The organism is Plantibacter sp. RU18 (assembly GCF_050613355.1).
Lineage (GTDB): Bacteria > Actinomycetota > Actinomycetes > Actinomycetales > Microbacteriaceae > Plantibacter.
In genome coordinates, this window is sequence record NZ_CP159618.1 from 3,070,995 (window position 1) to 3,087,821 (window position 16,827).

Here is a 16,827-nt window from a genome sequence, read left to right on the forward strand (position 1 = left end):
CGCGGCGCCCGAGCGGGGTCACGCGCCGTGGAATCGCGTCTGCGCGGCGAGGAGCCCGTCTGTGACGAGGATCTCCACCGCGTCCGCTGCATCGGAGATGAGCATCGGCAGCTGTTCGCGCTCTGCACCGGCGAAATCTCGCAGCACGAAGTCCGCGGCGTCCTGACGGCCTGGAGGCCGACCGATGCCGACGCGGACGCGCGGGAAGTCCGGCGTCTTCAGCGCGGAGGCGATGTCGCGGATGCCGTTGTGTCCACCGTGCCCGCCTCCCTGCTTGAGCTTGATGGAGTCGAACGGGATGTCGAGTTCGTCGTGGACCGCGACCACATGGTCCGGCTCGACCGAGAAGAACTGCGCGAGCGACGCCGTCGGGCCGCCGGACAGGTTCATGTAGCTGTTCGGCTTCGCGAGGATGAGTTTCGGTCCGCCGGGCACAAGACGGCCCTCAGCGACACGTGCGTTGCCCTTGTGCGTCTTGAAGGTCGCGCCGATGCGCTTCGCCAGCTCGTCGAGGACCATCTGACCGATGTTGTGACGGTTGCGCGCGTACTGCTCCCCCGGGTTGCCGAGCCCGACGATGAGCCACGTGTCTGCAGCCATGCTGCCTTCCTGATCGTCGCCCGCTTCCGCGCGCCCGCTGAGGGACGCCAGGAAACGAGCGAACCTGCCGTCTGCCATGCTCCGAGACTATCGGGGCGGGCAGACGGCAGGTTCGTGTGCGGTGCTGGTGACTACTCCGCGGCGTCGGCTGCGGTCTCCTCGGCAGCTGCCTCAGCTGCCTCGGTCTCCTCGTCGGCCGGAGCCGACGGGGTGGTGATCGCGACGATGAGGACGTCGGCCTCGGTGATGAGCGACGCGCCCTTCGGGAGCTCGATGTCGCCGGCGAGGATCTGGGCGCCCTCTTCGAGGCCTTCGACGCTGACGGTGACGCGCTCGGGGATGTGGGTCGCCTCGACCTCGAGGCTCACCGTGGTGGCGTCCTGGTTGAGGATCGTGCCTGCGGCGGACTCGCCCTCGATGTGCACGGGGATGTTGACCTCGACCTTTTCACCCTTCTTGACGACGATGAGGTCGAGGTGCTCGATGATCTGACGCACGGGGTCCTTCTGGACGTCCTTGACCAGGGCGAGCTGGCCCTTGCCCGCGATGTCGAGCTCGAGGACGGCGTTCGACTTGCGCAGGATGAGCAGCATCTGGTGGCCGGGCAGCGACACGTGCACGGGCTCAGTGCCGTGACCGTAGAGCACGGCTGGGATCTTGCCGAGGGCACGGAGCTTGCGGGCTGCGCCCTTGCCGAACGATTCGCGGAGTTCCGCGGTGACCTTCAGGTCATCGGACATGGTGTTCTCCTCACGGGTCTTGCACCCGGTTGGTCGTGCCGCGACGATGCGCGGCGGAATGGATGAGTCAACTCGAACGCGTATCTGCGTGAGGAAAAGCCGGAAGCCAGACCACCGCGTCGATCACGGAAGCCGCCCTGGGCTGCTTCCCTCGCCGAAGTTCAATGTGAGAGTCTACCGCACCGGGCTGAGGCCCGTGACCGCATCCGTCACGATCTCCTCGACCGAGCGATCGATGTCCACGACGAAGCCCGGCTCATCGGCGTCGAGCTCTTCCAGCAGGGCGAACTGCGAGTCCAGGAGCGACGCGGGCATGAAGTGGTCGGTACGGCCCTCCATACGACGACCGAGCACCTCACGACTCCCGTGGAGCAGCACGAAGCGCACGTCGGGCGCCTCGGCGAGGATCGCCTCCCGGTAGACGCGTTTGAGCGCCGAACAGGCCATCACGAGACCGGTGTCCGAGGCGTCGGCGAGCGTCTGGCCGACGAGTGCGAGCCAGGGCCATCGGTCGGCGTCCTCGAGCGGTGTCCCGGCCGCCATCTTCGCGACGTTCTCCAGGGGGTGCAGGGCGTCGGCGTCGATGAACGGGACCCCGAGCCGATCGGCGATGAGTACGCCCGTCGTGCTCTTGCCCGAACCGGACACTCCCATGACGACGACGAGCGGTGCACTCACACGATCTCCCTGCATTCTCCGATCCGTGACCGGCGGCCGACGACTCCGGCCTGCACAGCAGGCTACCGGAGTGGTCCCGGCCTGCTGGCGGGCCGACTGCGACCTCACCGAGAGGGCGCGTCATTGAGAGGTGGAGCAACCTCTCGTTTTGCTACGGTTGCAGGACGGGCCGGCCACGTCGTCGACGAAGACGCCCCGACACCCTGCAGCCTCCGCCGAGTCACGGACTCACTGTGCTCGACGCATCCCGCAGCACCCACCTCTGAAGGAGAACCACATGGTGAACACCGCCTCCACGAGTGCCAACATCGGCGTCGTCGGTCTGGCCGTCATGGGCAGCAACCTCGCACGGAACCTCGCAAGCCGCGAGGGCAACACGGTCGCCGTGTACAACCGCTCCCCGGAACGCACCGATCTGCTCGTCTCCGAGCACCCTGAGGCCGGGTTCGTGGCCTCGAAGACGATCGAGGAGTTCGCGGCGTCGCTGTCGAAGCCACGCACCGCGATCATCATGGTGCAGGCGGGCAAGGGGACGGATGCCGTGATCCAGCAGCTCACCGAGGTGTTCGAGCCGGGCGACATCATCGTCGACGGCGGCAACGCCCTGTTCACCGACACGATCCGTCGTGAGAAGGCCGTCCGCGAGACCGGGATCAACTTCGTCGGCGCCGGCATCTCCGGTGGCGAGGAGGGTGCGCTCAAGGGTCCGTCGATCATGCCCGGTGGCTCCGCCGAGGCGTGGGAGACGCTCGGTCCTATCCTCAAATCGATCGCGGCCATCGCCGAGGGCGAGCCCTGCGTCACGCACGTCGGCACCGACGGCGCAGGCCACTTCGTGAAGATGATCCACAACGGCATCGAGTACGCCGACATGCAGCTCATCGCCGAGGCCTACGACCTCATCCGCCGTGGCACCGGCAAGTCGCCGGCAGAGATCGCAGAGGTCTTCGCCGAGTGGAACCGTGGCACCCTCGAGAGCTACCTCATCGAGATCACCGCGGAGGTCCTGAAGCAGGTCGACGCGAAGACCGGCAAGCCGCTCGTCGACGTCATCCTCGACCAGGCCGGCGCGAAGGGCACCGGCGCGTGGACCGTGCAGACCGCCCTCGACCTCGGCATCCCGGTGTCGGGCATCGCCGAGGCCGTGTTCGCCCGCTCGCTGTCGTCCAAGCCCGCGCAGCGCGCTGCGGCTCGCGAGCTCGCCGGCCCCTCAGAGGAGTGGACCGTCGCCGACCCCGACCAGTTCGTCGAGGACGTCCGCCAGGCCCTCTACGCGTCGAAGATCATCGCGTACTCGCAGGGCTTCGACGAGATCGTCGCCGGCGCCGAGCAGTACGGCTGGGACATCAAGAAGGGCGAGATCGCGAAGATCTGGCGCGGCGGCTGCATCATCCGTGCGCAGTTCCTCAACCGCATCACCGAGGCGTACGAGGAGAACCCCGAGCTCGTGGCCCTCGTGACCGCTCCATACTTCAGCGACGCCGTCGCCGAAGCGCAGGACAGCTGGCGCCGTGTGGTCGTCGCGGCGGCGCAGGCGGGCATCCCCTCGCCGGCGTTCTCCTCGTCGCTCTCCTACTACGACGGTCTCCGCGCGGAGCGTCTCCCGGCAGCACTCGTGCAGGGACAGCGTGACTTCTTCGGAGCACACACCTACAAGCGCATCGACGTCGAGGGCACCTTCCACACGCTGTGGTCCGGCGACCGCAGCGAGATCGAGCAGGCGGGTTCGAGCCACTAGTCTCGAGCACTCCGCGCAGGACGCCCCGGTCCAAGATGGACCGGGGCGTTCTGCTGTCGGTACTGCGGCTAAGCGGCGCCGTCGAACATGCTCGTGACGGAACCATCGTCGAAGACCTCGTGGATCGCGCGCGCGATCAGCGGAGCGATCGAGAGGACCGTGAGCTTCTCGAAGCGCTTGGCCTCCTCCACGGGAAGCGTGTCGGTGACGACCACCGCGTCGATGGCGTCGCTCTGCAGGAGTTCGACGGCCGGGTCGGAGAACACCGCGTGGGTCGCCGCGACGACGACGCCGATGGCGCCGGCCTTCTTGAGGGCCTCCGCCGCCTTGACGATCGTACGACCGGTGTCGATCAGGTCGTCGACGAGCAGGCAGACCCGGCCCTCGACCTGACCCACGATCTCATGGACGCTGACCTGGTTCGGGACGAGCGGGTCGCGGCGCTTGTGGATGATCGCGAGCGGCGCACCGAGCTTGTCGCTCCAGATGTCGGCGACCCGGACTCGGCCCATGTCGGGTGAGACGACGGTCAGCGTCGACGGGTCGAGCTTCGCGCGGAAGTGCTCGAGGAGGACCGGCATCGCGAACAGGTGGTCGACCGGGCCGTCGAAGAAGCCCTGGATCTGCGCGGCGTGGAGGTCGACCGACATGATCCGGTCGGCGCCGGCCGCCTTGAACAGGTCGGCGACGAGACGTGCGGAGATCGGCTCGCGCCCACGGCCCTTCTTGTCCTGGCGGGCGTAGGGGTAGAACGGCGCGACCACGGTGATGCGCTTCGCACTCGCGCGCTTCGCAGCGTCGACCATGATGAGCTGCTCCATGAGCCACTCATTGATCGGCGCGGTGTGCGACTGGATGACGAAGACGTCGGTACCGCGGATGCTCTCGTCGTACCGCGCGTAGATCTCGCCATTGGCGAACGTCCTGGCATCGGTGGGGAGGAGCTCCGAATCGAGCTCTGCGGCGATCGCCTCAGCGAGCTCCGGATGCGCTCGTCCGGAGACGAGAACCAGCTGCTTCTTGTTGTCCGCCGTGATGCTCGACACAGACCCTGCCTTCTGCCGGAACACTCCGGCCTCACTCAGGAGTCGACGTTACCAGCCGCAGCCGGGTGGTCCGACACACCGTTTCCAGCTTCGACCGGTGCGGCGTTCGCTGCAGCCGCCGCCATGGCCGCAGCGGTACCCGGACGCTTCTGATCGACCCAGCCCTCCACGTTGCGCTGCTGGGCCACGCTGAGGGCAAGCGCGCCGGCAGGGACGTCCTTCCGGATGACCGCTCCGGCGCCGGAGTAGGCGCCATCGCCGACGGTGACCGGCGCGACGAGCGTGTTGTGCGCACCCGTACGGACGTGCGAACCGATCGTCGTGCGGTGCTTGTCGACGCCGTCGTAGTTCGACGTGATCGTGCCGGCTCCGACGTTCGATTCGACACCGACGACGGTGTCTCCGATGTAGCTGAGGTGCGGGACCTTGCTGCCGTCGCCGATCTGGGCGTTCTTCGTCTCGACGAACGCGCCGATCTTGCCGCGCTCGCCGAGCACGGTACCCGGACGCAGGTAGGCGAACGGGCCGACGTCCGCCCCGGCACCGATGACGGCGAGGGTCGCGTCGGTGCGCTTGACGCGCGCGCCGGCGCCGACCTCCGTGTCGACCAGCGTGGTGTCCGGCCCGATCGTCGCGCCCGACTCCACGACGGTCGCGCCGAGGATCTGGGTGCCGGGCAACAGCGTCACGTCGGCATGCAGACGTGCCTTGATGTCGATCCAGGTGGTGGCCGGGTCCTGCACCGTGACGCCTGCCAGCTGCCAGGCACGGACGAGGAGCGCGTTGAGCTTCGCTGCGGCAGCGCTCAGCTGCGCACGGTCGTTGATGCCTTCGACGAGCCAGGAGTCGCTCACGGGGAGCGCGGACACCTCGGCCCCGGCGCGTCGGAGCAGACCGATGACATCGGTGAGGTACTTCTCCCCCTGGGCGTTGTCGGTCGTGACCTCGGCGAGGGCGTCGCGGAGCTGCCCGACACCGAAGAGGTAGACACCGGCGTTGATCTCCCCGACCGCGCGTTCGGCGTCGTCGGCGTCCTTCTGCTCGACGATGTAGTCGAGCGCTCCGGCATCCGTGCGGATGATGCGTCCGTAGCCGGTCGCGTCCTCGGGCACGGCGGAGAGGATCGTCGCCGCGACGTCGTGCTTGCGGTGGCGCTCGATGAGCGTCGTGAGCGTCGCCGCGTTCAGCAGCGGGACGTCACCGTTCACGACGAGGACGTCGCCGGCGAAGTCTGCCGGCAGCGCCAGGAGCGCCTGCTCGACCGCTCGACCAGTGCCGGGGACCTCGTCCTGGTCGACGATGGTCGCGCCGGGGAGCTCGACCTCGATGGCCTCGACGAGCCGGTCGCGTTCATGTCGGACGACCGCGATGACGTGGGCGGCGTCGAGCGAGCGGGCCGTCGCGAGCACATGCCCGACGATCGGGACGCCCCCGAGCGGGTGCAGCAGCTTCGGCGTCGCCGACTTCATGCGGGTTCCCTGGCCTGCGGCCAGGATGATGATGGCAAGACGGTCGTCGGTCACGTGTGCTCCCCCTCGGTCCGGACTCTCGCCCGGTCGGTGATCGGTCGCTCCGCCACCAGGATTCGAACCTGGACCGAACAGCTCCAAAGGCTGCCGTGCTGCCGTTACACTATGGCGGACCACTCCCCGGGACCGGGCAGCACGGTCAATTCTGCCAGACGGATCGCCCGCAGCCGATTCCTGATCCACGGACACGACCCGGTTCCCTCGATAATGGTGGAATGCCAGCTAGCACCGATGAGGTCGACCGGATCGTCGACGCGTGGAACCGCGAACGACCGGACCTGGACTTCTCGCCCCTCCAAGTGCTCTCGCGGGTCGCCAGACTCTCACGACACCTGGATCGCGCCCGCCGCGCAGCGTTCACCCGATCGAACCTCGAACCGTGGGAGTTCGACGTGCTCGCGGCACTCCGTCGTGCGGGTTCGCCCTATCGTCTCAGCCCGAAGGCGCTGCTCCTCCAGACGCTCGTCTCGAGCGGCACGATGACGAACCGCATCGACCGCCTCGTCGAACGCGGCCTCGTCGAACGCCAAGGCGACCCCAACGATGGCCGCGGCATCCTCGTGCAGATGACGAATGCCGGACTCAACACCGTCGATGCCGCGATCACCCGACTCGTCGACGCCGAAGCCGACCTCCTCGACGGGCTCAGCTCCACCGAACAGGCGCGCCTCACGGTGCTGCTCCGCAAACTCAGCCTCGACTTCGACTGAGGTCCCACGACACCCTCGGAGGACGGATCCCGCTGCTCGCCGAGCCGGTCGAGACGCTACCGGCGGAGGACCCGACGGGCCAGCCAGTTGCCGAAGAACTGGATGAGCTGCACGAGCAGGATGATGATGATCACCGCGGCCCAGGTGACGACCGGCTGGAACTGACGGAAACCGTACTGGATCGCGAACGCACCGAGGCCACCGCCGGCGATGAAGCCGGCGACCGCCGACATGTCGACGATGACGACGAACACGAAGGTGTAGCCGAGGATCAGCGGCCCGAGCGCCTCCGGAAGGACGATGCTGAACAGCGTCCGCATGCGACTGGCTCCGGCCGCGCGCGACGCCTCGATCACGCCGGGTGAGACCGTGAGGACGTTCTGCTCGACGATACGGCTGATGCCGAACGTCGCGGCCAGCGAGATGATGAAGACGAACGCCGCCGGACCGATGCCCGTGCCAACGACGAGACGCGACAGGGGTTGCGCGGCCGCCAGGAAGATGATGAACGGGATCGGGCGGAAGATGTTCACGATCACGTTGAGGATCGCGTACAGCACCGGGTGCGAGTACAGGTTGCCCGGCCTCGTCACGTACAGGCAGACACCGAGGAAGAGGCCGGCGATGCCGCCGAAGAAGAGGCTGAGCGAGACGAGGTACAGCGTCTCGACGGTCGCGGTGCCGAGCTTCGGGAGCAGATCGATGAGCGCATCCATGTCAGCGCACCTCCGTCACGGTCGCCTGGGTTCCGATGGACGCGAGCGCTTCGTCGATGGCGGCGTCATCACCCCGCAAGGCGAGCGTCAGGTGCCCGAAGGCCCGGCCCTGGATGTCGTTGATGCCACCGTAGACGAGTTCGAAGTCGACGCCGGCCTGGGCCAGCGTCAGGAACACCCCGGCCTGCGAGGCATCGCCGTCGCGGAAGGAGAGGGTCGCGATACGGCCCGCGTGGCGGTCGCGCAGCACGTCGAGCTCGGCTGGCGATGGGACCCCCTTGATGACCGTCGACACGAAGCGCTTGGAGGCGGCGTGCTGCGGATCCGAGAACACCTCGAAGACGTCTCCCTGCTCGATGACCTTGCCCTGCTCCATGACGGCCACCTTGGTGGCGAGCGACTGGATGACCTCCATCTCGTGGGTGATGACGACGATGGTGACGCCGAGGTCACGGTTGACCTGCTTGAGCAGGGCGAGCACCTCCTGAGTCGTCTCCGGGTCCAGTGCGCTGGTCGCCTCGTCAGCGAGGAGGATGCGTGGCGACGTCGCGAGCGCCCGGGCGATGCCGACGCGCTGCTTCTGACCGCCCGAGAGCTGGTCGGGGTAGCTGCCTGCCTTGTCGGCGAGTCCGACGAAGTCGAGGAGCTCGTCGACGCGCGTGCGTATCTCCGCTTTGGACCGCTTCGCGACCTCGAGCGGGTAGGCGATGTTCTTCCGGACCGTCTTGGAGTTGAAGAGGTTGAACTGCTGGAAGATCATGCCGATGCCGAGACGCAGCTCCTGGAGACCGCGCTCCGACAGGGTCGTGATCTCGGTGCCGTCCACGACGATGCTGCCGGACGTCGCGGGCTCGAGGGCGTTGATGAGCCGGACCAGCGTCGACTTCCCAGCACCGGAGTAGCCGATGATCCCGAAGACGTCGCCCGCCTCGATGTCGAGGTCGACGCCGTCGATCGCGGCGATCGGCGGGGCGCCCTTCTGCGGAGACGGATAGCGCTTGGCGACGTCTCGGAGGCTGACGAGTGGCATGGGGGTGTCCTCGGGGTGGGTGGGGTGGAGCGGGTCACATGCTGGAGAAACGACGAAGCGTTCCTGCGGGCGAGCAACAGCCTCCCACAGGAACGCATCCGACGCTGGATCAGCCCTTGGCCTTGATGTCCTTCTGGACCGTGGCGAGCGACTTCACGAGGTCCGCGACCGGGGTCTTGAGCGCGATGGCGGTTCCGCCGGAGTTCTCGATGACGCCATCGGTGACGGACTTCGTGTCCTGGTAGATCGAGACGAGCTTGAGGTACGTCGCGTTGTCGGCGTCCGCGGACTTCGCAGCGAAGACGTTCACGTACGGCAGTGCGTTCGGGTCGGACGGGTCGTCCTGGGCGATCGCGTCAGAGGCCTTGAGGCCGGAGTCCGTGATGAAGTCGTTGTTGATGATCGCACCGGCGACGTCAGGCAGCGACGTCGGGGTCAGCGAAGCCTCGAGCGGGGTGACGGTGACCTTCGACTCGTCGGCGACGATGTCGTCCGGCGTCGAGAAGATGTTCCCGCCGTCCTTCAGCTCCACGAGGCCGGCGGACTGGAGGACCAGCAGCGCGCGCGCCTGGTTGCTCTCGTCGTTCGGGATCGCGATGGTGTCGCCCTGCTTGATGTCCTTCACGCTGTCGACCTTGGTCGAGTAGAGGCCGAGCGGGTAGATCGCCGTCGAGCCGATGGGCGTGAGGTCTTCGCCGGACGCCTCGTTGTACTGCGCGAGGTAGACGATGTGCTGGAACTGGTTGAGGTCGATCTCGCCCTCGGTGAGCGCCGGGTTCGGCTGCGTGTACTCGCCGAAGTCGACGATGTCGACGAAGATGCCCTCCTTCTCGGCGGCCTCCTTGTACGTCTCCCAGTACGGGTCGCTCGCGCCGACGACGCCGATCTTGACCGGGTTCGCCTCGGTGCCCTTGTCGTCTGCGGCGGAGTCTGCACCGGCGCCGCCCGCGCAACCGGCGAGTAGAGCGATGGCGGGGATGATGGCCAGTCCGGCCAGAAGCTTCTTCGAGAAGGTCATTGCTGTGATTCCTCTTTCGGGTGGTGCGCGTCGGTGGACGCTGATTCGACGGTACGTCGCCATAGCAGGGATGACGAACCGGGACGTAACACTTCGGAACAGAGCGACGGGTGGATGAGAACGCCTGGGCGGCGGCGCGCTATTCGACGAGCTCGGAGAGCTCCAGCCAGCGCACCTCGAGGTCGGCGATCTCCTCGTACATGGCCTGGATCCTGGCGCCCAGAGCGGTGATCCCCGCGAAGTCGTTCTGGTCGTGGACGGCGACCTTCTCGTGCGCCTGCTCGATCTGACCGTTGAGCTTGTGCAGCTTGCGATCGATCGACTTGATCTCCTGCTGGGCGTTGCGCAGCTCGGCACCGCTCAGCGTCGGGGTCTTCTTCGTCGGTCCGCCGCCTGACGCGGTCGGGCGGTCGTGCTCCTGTGAGCGGCTGCCGGCCGTCCCGGCGTTGAGCTTCAGGTACTGGTCGATGCCGCCGGGCAGGTGCCGGAAGTGCCCGTCCATGATCGCGTACTGCTGATCGGTGACGCGCTCGAGGAAGTACCGGTCGTGCGAGACGACGAGGAGCGTCCCCGGCCACGAGTCGAGGAGGTCCTCCATCGCGGCGAGCATGTCGGTGTCGAGGTCGTTGGTGGGCTCGTCGAGGACGAGGACGTTCGGCTCGTCGAGCAGGATGAGGAGCAGCTGGAGGCGACGACGCTGGCCACCCGAGAGGTCTTTCACCGGGGTGGAGAGCTGGGCGCTCGTGAAGCCGAGGCGTTCGAGCAGCTGGCCCGGGGTCATCTCCTTGCCGCCGGCGACGTAGCTCGTACGCTTGCGTCCGATGACGTCGCTCACGCGGTCCTGCTCGTATTCCGCGAGCTCGTCGAGCTGCTGCGTCAGGGTCGCGACCTGCACGGTCTTGCCGCGCTTCACCCGACCCTCCGTCGGCTCGACCTCGCCCGTGACGAGCCCGAGGAGCGTGGACTTCCCGGCGCCGTTGACACCGAGGACGCCGGTGCGCTCGCCCGGCGCGATCCGCCACTCCACGTCTTTGATGACGGTGCGTCCGTCGTAGGACACGGTGACGTCGAGGATGTCGACCACGTCCTTGCCGAGTCGAGCCGTCGCCATACCGGCGAGCTCGACGGCGTTGCGGACGGGCGGCTCGTCCGCGATGAGCGCGTTGGCCGCCTCGATCCGGAACTTCGGCTTCGCCGTGCGCGCCGGAGCACCGCGACGCAGCCAGGCCAGCTCCTTCTTCATGAGGTTCTGACGCTTGGCCTCGGTGACCGCCGCCGAGCGGTCGCGCTCGACGCGCTGCAGCACGTACGCGGCGTAGCCGCCCTCGAAGGGCTCGACGATGCGGTCGTGCACCTCCCAGGTGGCCGTGCAGATGGCGTCGAGGAACCACCGGTCGTGGGTCACGACCAGGAGTCCGCCCGAGTTCCTGGCCCAGCGACGGTTCAGGTGCTCGGCGAGCCAGGTGATGCCCTCGACGTCGAGGTGGTTGGTGGGCTCGTCGAGGAAGATGATGTCGTGGTCGCCGACGAGGAGGGCCGCGAGCGCGACGCGGCGGCGCTGGCCGCCGGAGAGGTCTCCGACGAGTGCGTCCCAGGCGATGTCCGATGCGAGCCCGGAGATGACGTCGCGGACCTTCGGGTCTCCCGCCCACTCGTGCTCGTCGAACCCGCCGACGATGGTCTGACCGACCGTCTTGCCGTGGTCGAGGGTGTCTGATTGGTCGAGGACGCCGACGGTGACGCCGTTGCGGACGGTCACGCGACCGGAGTCCGGCTCGGTGCGACCGGCGAGCAGGCCGAGGAGCGTCGACTTGCCGTCGCCGTTCCGGCCGACGATGCCGATGCGATCGCCCTCGTTCACCCCGATCGTGATGCCGTCGAAGACGACTTTGGTCGGGTACTCGAGGTGCAGCGCTTCAGCGCCGAGAAGATGGGCCACCTGTCAAGGGTAGGCGCTTCAGCGCTCGACGTCGCACCGGTCCCGCTTGCCTGTGCGGCAGCCGTGCGCTTCTTGGCCCAGCGCACGGCGTTGCGCTACGGTATGCGTAGCGCGATCGTCCGACGCGATCGACCTCGTGCCAGCGCACAGCGCGACATCCCTGAGGAGGTGGACGGTGCCCGCTCCCGTCTCCCGTCGCGTCTCCCGTGCCCAGCTCATGAGCGATCGCATCCTCGACGCCGCCCTCGACCTCATGCGCGAACGCGGTTCGGTCGCGGTCAACATCGAAGCCGTCGCCGAGACCACCGGGGTGGCGAAGACCACCATCTACCGCCGGTACCGCAACCGCTCCGAACTGCTCACCGCGGCGGTCGCCCGCGCGATGGCGACGCCCGTCGTCATCCCCGAGAACCTCCCCACCTACGAGACCTTCACCTGGTTGCTCCATGAGGCCCGCACGATGATCGAGGACGTCGTCGGTCGTGGGACGATCGCCTCGATCCTGCTGCAGGACGACCCGGAGTTCTCGACGCTCCTCCGCGACCTGACCCGCAACCGCGCCCGCGCCCTGTCCGTCCTCGTCGACGAACGCATCGCCACCGGCGACCTGAAGCCAGGACTCGACGGCCGTCTCGTCGCGACCCTGCTGCTGGGAGCCGTCCTCGGCCAACTCGTCCGCGGTGCGGACATGGACGACGACTGGGCCGACCAGGTGCTGTCCATCCTCTGGCCTGCTCTGGCCGCATGACGTCCGAGCAGGTCCTTCGGCACGCCGCGGTCATCTACAACCCCACGCGCATCCAGCTCGAGCGGGTCACGCGCATCGTCGACGCCGCAGCGACGGCGGCGGGCTGGGGAGACACGGTCTGGATCCCCACGCGCGAGCACTCGGCGGCGATCGAGCAGGTCGCCGAAGCGCTCGACGCCGGCGCCTCGCTCGTCATCGCCGCGGGTGGTGACGGGACGGTCCGGGAGGTCGCGGGGGCGATGCGGCGCACCGGGACGCCGTTCGCGGTCGTACCCGTCGGCACCGCGAACCTCTTCGCCCGCAACGCCGGCATCCCGATCGAGACGACGGCGGCCGTGCGCGCGGCCTTCAGCGGCGAGGACCGCAGTATCGACGTCGGGGTGATCGAGTACCGTCGGCCCGAGGGCGAGCAGCAGAGCACGCCGTTCCTCGTCATGACCGGGTTCGGCGTCGACGCCGACATGGTGGCGTATGCCGACCCCGTCCTGAAGCGCCGTCTCGGCTGGGTCGCGTACGTCGGCCCGATCATCCGTGGCCTCGTCCGCCGGGACCGCCCGCGGGTGTCCTGGAAGGAGGACGGCGGGCCGGTGCGCAGCGGTCGCACGCACTCGATGTTCATCGGGAACTGCGGCACCGTCTCTGCAGGTCTCGAGATCCTCCCTGACGCCCTGCTCGACGACGGCGTCCTGGACGTCCTCATGGTCCGGTCGCTCGAAGGCTGGGACGGTGTGCGGCTCACGCGCTGGTTGCACCGGGCGAACAATCCCGTCGCACGGCTCAAGAAGGCGCGTGGCATGCGCGCGAGTCGGACGTCGCTCAGCGCCGTCGACACGGCCGCCGACGCCGGGGGCGCGCTCCGCTACCTGCGTGTGGAGCGCATCGACCTCAGGGTCTCCCCCGACGCCGAGTTCCAGGCCGACGGCGACGCCATCGGCGCGGTCGCTGCAGCGCGCGTCACGATCGACGCCGGCTCGTTGCTCGTCCGCCTGCCCGTGACCACGCCGAGATCGGCGCGCCTCGGCCCGCTCTGAACCCGAGACGGTGCTCGAAGCGGTCGCCCCGCGCCTGACCGGCCACGAGCGCCCGCTCCCCCGCTGCTCCCCGAGTCTGTCGAGCGGCATCGACGCCCGTCGACACCCTCGGGGAGCAGACCGACGTCAGTCGGCGAGGATCTTCCCGGGGTTGAAGTTGGAGCCCGGGTCGGCGCTGTCGAAGAGGCCGCGCATGATCGCGACGCCCTCGGGTGAGATGTCCTGCTCCATCCACGGTGCGTGCTCCGCACCGACCGCGTGGTGGTGCGACAGCGTCGCGCCGTGATCCACGAAGGACTGCTGGATGGCCGACTTGACCTGCTCGTACTCCCCGATGGGGTCCTCGCCCGTGATGAAGGCGAAGGTGAAGTACAGGCACGCACCCGAGTGGTACGAGTGCGAGAGGTGGCACATGATCCAACCGTGCACACCGAGCTTGTCGTAGGCGGCGTTCGCAGCATCGTTCGCAGCGTCGTAGACCTCCTGCAGACGCGACCACGGTGCAGCGGTCTCCGAGACGTCTGCGGCCGCGCCGCGGTCCAGGAGGAAGTCGCGCAGGTACGGCGTGTCGAACTTCTTCTGGTCGTACATCGCGCCCGGTCCCTTGCCGACCCCGATACCGCCGTGCTTGCGGACGATGGCGCCGACGAGGTGCTTCTCGTACCGGACGTGGGACGCACTGCCCTCGTAGCCGATGAACGAGAGGCACAACTGCTCCAAATCCCATCCGCGGGCCGTGAGCACCTTCAGGAGTGCCTTCTCGCCGGCCGCGCCGACGCCCTTCGACACCTTGCGGGTCGCGAGCGAGAAGCCGCTCTCACGTGCGTTGGAGACCCGGGTGACCGACGGGCTGGCGTCGCTCTCCGCGATCTCGTGCATTGCGGCGAGGCCAGCCTCCCAGGTCGGGAAGAAGTACCCGAGGACCTCGCGGACGGCCGGCGTCCGGTGCACCTGCACGGTCACCTCGGTGATGATGCCGAGACGCCCCTCGCTGCCGATGATCATCTCGCGGACGCTCGGTCCGGTCGATGCGCTGGGCACCGGGCGGATGGCGACGATGCCGTTCGGACGGACCATGCGCAGACCCTTGGTGATGTCCGCGATGTCGCCGTACTTGTCGGACTGCATGCCCGAGGAGCGGGTCGCGACCCAACCGCCGAGAGTGGAGTGGGTGAAGCTGTCGGGGAAGTGACCCATGGTCCACCCCTTGGCGTTCAGCTGCTCCTCGATCGACGGACCCTGCGCGCCGGCCTGGATCGTCGCGAGGCCGGAGCCCTCGTCGATGGAGAGCACGCGGTCGAGGCGTCCGAGGTCGAGCGAGATGATGACCCGTTCCTCCGTCGGCTGCGGGTCGAGGGAGCCGGCGATGTTCGTCCCCCCTCCGAAGGGGATGATGACGGCGTCGGCTGCGACCGCCGCGGCGACGACCGATGCGACCTCGGCCTCGGTCGCGGGGTACACGACGAGGTCTGGCGTGCGGGGCAGGTCGTTCGCCCTGATGCGCAGCAGGTCACGGATGCTCTTGCCGTAGGTGTGGACGACGCGGTCGTGGTCGTCGGCCGTCACGTGTCCCTGTCCGATCAGCGTCGACAGTTCCGCGATGAACGCCTCCGGGGCTCGGGAGGCCGGGACGGTGAGCTCGTCGAAGCTGAGGTGCGGTTCAGCGGGCTTCCGGAGGTCGAGTCCGACCGCTTGCTTCACGAACGGCGCGAAGTCCGGCTTGTTGCTGTGGTTGAAGGCCACGCCTTCGACTCCCCAGCCCCACCACTTCATGTGCTCCACAGACGTCATCCGGCTTCCTTTCGTGGTGTGTCGATGCTGATGTGCGCTCCCGGCTCGACCGAGGCGCGCAAAGCGATGATCTCAGCGACGACGCGGTCCATGAGCTGGACGGGCGTCTCGTTGGGCTGCGGGTGGATCGGCTGACCGAAGACGACGCGGACGCGCGGGCGTCCGGGGATCGGCCAGTTCCGGCCCTTCGGCATGGCCGAGTGCGTTCCGAGCACGGCGACCGGGAGGCAGGGGATGTTCTGGCGCGTCGCGAGTGCTGCCGCACCGGGCTTGAACCGGCCGAGCTCACCCGTGCGGGATCGTCCACCCTCGGGGAAGATCAGGATCGGCACGTCGCTCTCGAGCAGCTCCCGCGAGACGCCGGCGCGCTTGCGGTCACCGGACCGGTCCACCGGGAACGCGTTGAAGAAGAGTGCCGCGAACCAGCGACGGAGCGGGACGTCGAAGAAGTAGTCGGCAGCGACCCCCGCAGCGAGGTACCGCGACAGACGACGGGGCATCGCGCCGACGACGAGCGGGGCGTCGAGGTGGGACTGATGGTTGGCGACGACGATGAAGGGGCCCTCCACGGCGGCGAGCCGTTCGCGGCCGGTGACCGTGACGCGGGTCAGCGACCACACGAGGGGCTTGAGCAGCATTCGCTGGGCCACGAATCGGGCGCTGGCGTGCGCTGCGGAGGTGAACCGCGTCTCTGCGGTCATCGGCGGACTCCTGACTGGGCGGCGGCGGTCGCCGCGCGACGGCTCGAGGACATGCGCCCGGAGATCCAGCGGATCCACGCCCGCGGAGCGAACTTCACGAGGACCATGAGCGCCTTGAAGCGGAAGCTCGGGATGGAGATGACCACCCCGCGCCCGGCGTCCCGGAGGGCATCGGTGACGAGACGGTCGACGTCGATCCAGAGGCTCGACGGGATGGAACGTGTGCTGATGCCGGCACGGTCGTGGAACTCGGTGCGCACCCAGCCCGGACAGAGCGCGGTGACCCGTACTCCGCTGCCGGCGAGTTCGACCGCGAGCGCCTCCGTATACGTGGTGACGAAACCCTTGACCGCGGAGTAACCGCCCGTGGTGATGTAGCCGGCGGTGCTCGACACGTTGATGATCGTGCCGTGGCCGCGCTCGCGCATGGCGCGTGCCGCTGCGCCCGACAGCACCGCGACGCTGCGGCACATGACCTCGATCGCGTTGTCGAATTCGCTCGTGTCCGGGTCGGTCAGGCGAGCGTGCACGCCGAACCCGGCGTTGTTCACGACGACCTCGATCGGCGACGAGGTGTCTTCGATACGGGCGGCGAGCTTCGCGACGTCGGCACGGTCGGACAGGTCGGCGGCGATGATGTCGACGGTCCTGCCGGTGGCCCGCAGCTGGGCAGCGGTCTGCTCCAACCGCTCGGCGTTGCGCGCGACGAGCACGAGATCGAACCCGCGTCCGGCGAGCGCCGTCGCGAACGCCGCACCGATGCCGGACGTCCCACCCGTGACGAGAGCTGTAGCCATGGGGATCAGAATACG

At 68.2% G+C, this 16,827-nt stretch carries 16 protein-coding genes and 1 tRNA gene; 4 read left to right on the forward strand and 13 right to left on the reverse strand.

What is annotated here, in order from left to right; genetic code table 11:
- Positions 1-18: 18 nt before the first annotated feature.
- From pth to ABMA10_RS14765, 3 genes are all read right to left on the reverse strand, one after another.
- Positions 19-600, reverse strand: a complete 582-nt coding sequence (gene pth, locus ABMA10_RS14755) for an aminoacyl-tRNA hydrolase (RefSeq protein WP_347869434.1) — start codon at positions 598-600, stop codon at positions 19-21.
- 131 nt (positions 601-731) lie between these two features.
- Positions 732-1,340: a 50S ribosomal protein L25/general stress protein Ctc gene (locus ABMA10_RS14760; protein WP_347869435.1), complete on the reverse strand. Its 609-nt coding sequence runs from the start codon at positions 1,338-1,340 to the stop codon at positions 732-734.
- A 174-nt stretch (positions 1,341-1,514) separates the two neighbouring features.
- Positions 1,515-2,018, reverse strand: coding sequence for a gluconokinase (locus tag ABMA10_RS14765; protein WP_347869436.1), 504 nt, complete (start codon positions 2,016-2,018; stop codon positions 1,515-1,517).
- A 277-nt stretch (positions 2,019-2,295) separates the two neighbouring features.
- On the opposite strand from ABMA10_RS14765, the gene gndA reads away from it, so the two are divergent.
- Positions 2,296-3,756 (forward strand): NADP-dependent phosphogluconate dehydrogenase, encoded by a 1,461-nt coding sequence (gndA, locus tag ABMA10_RS14770; RefSeq protein WP_347869437.1) that lies wholly within the window; start codon positions 2,296-2,298, stop codon positions 3,754-3,756.
- A 68-nt stretch (positions 3,757-3,824) separates the two neighbouring features.
- Here the strand turns inward: gndA and ABMA10_RS14775 are convergent, their stop codons facing one another.
- From ABMA10_RS14775 to ABMA10_RS14785, 3 genes are all read right to left on the reverse strand, one after another.
- Positions 3,825-4,802, reverse strand: coding sequence for a ribose-phosphate diphosphokinase (locus ABMA10_RS14775; RefSeq protein ID WP_347869438.1), 978 nt, complete (start codon positions 4,800-4,802; stop codon positions 3,825-3,827).
- Between the two features lie 35 nt (positions 4,803-4,837).
- Positions 4,838-6,325: a bifunctional UDP-N-acetylglucosamine diphosphorylase/glucosamine-1-phosphate N-acetyltransferase GlmU gene (gene glmU, locus ABMA10_RS14780; protein WP_347869439.1), complete on the reverse strand. Its 1,488-nt coding sequence runs from the start codon at positions 6,323-6,325 to the stop codon at positions 4,838-4,840.
- Between the two features lie 47 nt (positions 6,326-6,372).
- Positions 6,373-6,444, reverse strand: a tRNA-Gln gene (locus ABMA10_RS14785).
- 102 nt (positions 6,445-6,546) lie between these two features.
- Here ABMA10_RS14785 and ABMA10_RS14790 point away from each other — a divergent pair.
- Positions 6,547-7,041: a MarR family winged helix-turn-helix transcriptional regulator gene (locus tag ABMA10_RS14790; protein WP_347869440.1), complete on the forward strand. Its 495-nt coding sequence runs from the start codon at positions 6,547-6,549 to the stop codon at positions 7,039-7,041.
- 56 nt (positions 7,042-7,097) lie between these two features.
- On the opposite strand, the gene ABMA10_RS14795 is transcribed toward ABMA10_RS14790, so the two are convergent.
- The 4 genes from ABMA10_RS14795 to ABMA10_RS14810 form a co-directional block, all read right to left on the reverse strand.
- Positions 7,098-7,757, reverse strand: coding sequence for a methionine ABC transporter permease (locus ABMA10_RS14795; protein ID WP_347869441.1), 660 nt, complete (start codon positions 7,755-7,757; stop codon positions 7,098-7,100).
- A gap of 1 nt (position 7,758) precedes the next feature.
- The gene (locus ABMA10_RS14800) at positions 7,759-8,787 is read right to left on the reverse strand and encodes a methionine ABC transporter ATP-binding protein (protein ID WP_347869442.1); all 1,029 of its coding nucleotides are present in this window, start codon (positions 8,785-8,787) and stop codon (positions 7,759-7,761) included.
- A 109-nt stretch (positions 8,788-8,896) separates the two neighbouring features.
- Positions 8,897-9,805: a MetQ/NlpA family ABC transporter substrate-binding protein gene (locus tag ABMA10_RS14805; RefSeq protein WP_347869443.1), complete on the reverse strand. Its 909-nt coding sequence runs from the start codon at positions 9,803-9,805 to the stop codon at positions 8,897-8,899.
- A gap of 139 nt (positions 9,806-9,944) precedes the next feature.
- The gene (locus ABMA10_RS14810) at positions 9,945-11,744 is read right to left on the reverse strand and encodes an ABC-F family ATP-binding cassette domain-containing protein (RefSeq protein WP_347869444.1); all 1,800 of its coding nucleotides are present in this window, start codon (positions 11,742-11,744) and stop codon (positions 9,945-9,947) included.
- A gap of 175 nt (positions 11,745-11,919) precedes the next feature.
- Here ABMA10_RS14810 and ABMA10_RS14815 point away from each other — a divergent pair, with 175 nt between their 5' ends.
- Both ABMA10_RS14815 and ABMA10_RS14820 read left to right on the forward strand, forming a co-directional pair.
- Positions 11,920-12,492 carry a TetR/AcrR family transcriptional regulator gene (locus tag ABMA10_RS14815; RefSeq protein WP_347869445.1) on the forward strand — a complete coding sequence of 191 codons (573 nt, stop codon included), beginning with the start codon at positions 11,920-11,922 and terminating at the stop codon, positions 12,490-12,492.
- Entirely contained in the window at positions 12,489-13,523 is a 1,035-nt protein-coding gene (locus tag ABMA10_RS14820; protein ID WP_347869446.1) for a diacylglycerol/lipid kinase family protein, read from the forward strand. The genes ABMA10_RS14815 and ABMA10_RS14820 overlap by 4 nt, the downstream gene beginning before the upstream one ends.
- 126 nt (positions 13,524-13,649) lie before the next feature.
- Here ABMA10_RS14820 and ABMA10_RS14825 read toward each other — a convergent pair whose 3' ends face one another.
- Genes ABMA10_RS14825 through ABMA10_RS14835 form a run of 3 tightly spaced genes read right to left on the reverse strand, consistent with a single transcriptional unit; the run spans position 13,650 to position 16,812 of the window.
- Positions 13,650-15,314, reverse strand: a complete 1,665-nt coding sequence (locus tag ABMA10_RS14825) for an FAD-binding oxidoreductase (RefSeq protein ID WP_347869447.1) — start codon at positions 15,312-15,314, stop codon at positions 13,650-13,652.
- Positions 15,311-16,015, reverse strand: coding sequence for a lysophospholipid acyltransferase family protein (locus ABMA10_RS14830; RefSeq protein WP_431030654.1), 705 nt, complete (start codon positions 16,013-16,015; stop codon positions 15,311-15,313). The genes ABMA10_RS14825 and ABMA10_RS14830 overlap by 4 nt, the downstream gene beginning before the upstream one ends.
- Positions 16,012-16,812, reverse strand: coding sequence for an SDR family NAD(P)-dependent oxidoreductase (locus ABMA10_RS14835; RefSeq protein ID WP_347869449.1), 801 nt, complete (start codon positions 16,810-16,812; stop codon positions 16,012-16,014). Before ABMA10_RS14835 ends, ABMA10_RS14830 begins: the two co-directional genes overlap by 4 nt.
- Between the last annotated feature and the right edge of the window lie 15 nt (positions 16,813-16,827).

What these genes read in the sequence shown, in the direction of transcription:
- ABMA10_RS14800 (WP_347869442.1), bottom strand. Translation starts at nt 8,787, where the DNA reads ATGCCACTCGTCAGCCTCCGAGACGTCGCCAAGCGCTATCCGTCTCCG.
- ABMA10_RS14795 (WP_347869441.1), bottom strand. Translation starts at nt 7,757, where the DNA reads ATGGATGCGCTCATCGATCTGCTCCCGAAGCTCGGCACCGCGACCGTC.
- ABMA10_RS14760 (WP_347869435.1), bottom strand. Translation starts at nt 1,340, where the DNA reads ATGTCCGATGACCTGAAGGTCACCGCGGAACTCCGCGAATCGTTCGGC.
- pth (WP_347869434.1), bottom strand. Translation starts at nt 600, where the DNA reads ATGGCTGCAGACACGTGGCTCATCGTCGGGCTCGGCAACCCGGGGGAG.
- ABMA10_RS14820 (WP_347869446.1), top strand. Translation starts at nt 12,489, where the DNA reads ATGACGTCCGAGCAGGTCCTTCGGCACGCCGCGGTCATCTACAACCCC.
- ABMA10_RS14805 (WP_347869443.1), bottom strand. Translation starts at nt 9,805, where the DNA reads ATGACCTTCTCGAAGAAGCTTCTGGCCGGACTGGCCATCATCCCCGCC.
- ABMA10_RS14790 (WP_347869440.1), top strand. Translation starts at nt 6,547, where the DNA reads ATGCCAGCTAGCACCGATGAGGTCGACCGGATCGTCGACGCGTGGAAC.
- ABMA10_RS14830 (WP_431030654.1), bottom strand. Translation starts at nt 16,015, where the DNA reads ATGACCGCAGAGACGCGGTTCACCTCCGCAGCGCACGCCAGCGCCCGA.
- ABMA10_RS14825 (WP_347869447.1), bottom strand. Translation starts at nt 15,314, where the DNA reads ATGACGTCTGTGGAGCACATGAAGTGGTGGGGCTGGGGAGTCGAAGGC.
- ABMA10_RS14835 (WP_347869449.1), bottom strand. Translation starts at nt 16,812, where the DNA reads ATGGCTACAGCTCTCGTCACGGGTGGGACGTCCGGCATCGGTGCGGCG.
- gndA (WP_347869437.1), top strand. Translation starts at nt 2,296, where the DNA reads ATGGTGAACACCGCCTCCACGAGTGCCAACATCGGCGTCGTCGGTCTG.